Origin of the sequence: Pseudoalteromonas sp. S1727 (genome assembly GCF_005886375.1) — a bacterium.
GTDB lineage: Bacteria > Pseudomonadota > Gammaproteobacteria > Enterobacterales > Alteromonadaceae > Pseudoalteromonas > Pseudoalteromonas haloplanktis.
Window position 1 is genome coordinate 1 of the sequence record NZ_PNDT01000316.1, and the last position, 287, is coordinate 287.

Annotated in this window: 1 protein-coding gene; it reads right to left on the bottom strand. The window is 41.1% G+C overall.

The window, feature by feature from the left end:
• On the bottom strand, positions 1-287 hold a 287-nt coding region (locus CWB85_RS22145; RefSeq protein WP_171039079.1), incomplete at both ends, for a tRNA threonylcarbamoyladenosine dehydratase.

The window sequence follows — 287 nt, forward strand, 5'->3', positions numbered from 1 at the left end:
ATCAATTACATTGTCAAAATTCTGGATATTTTCACGAATATTTTCTAACGTAATAAAATAATCAATCACATTAATTACACACTCTGGGTTAATAACCTCACAGCGGGTTTTCATTGCCTCCACTTTTGCTTCAGCCACAGTGCCAGTTAAGGCATGAATTTGTCGATTGACATTCGTTGCACAAATATCATCAAGGGCAATAAGCGTCAACTTCCCAACGCCCGGTCTTGCTCTGGCTTCTGCGGCCCAAGAGCCATCACCACCTATACCAATAACACACAAGTGTG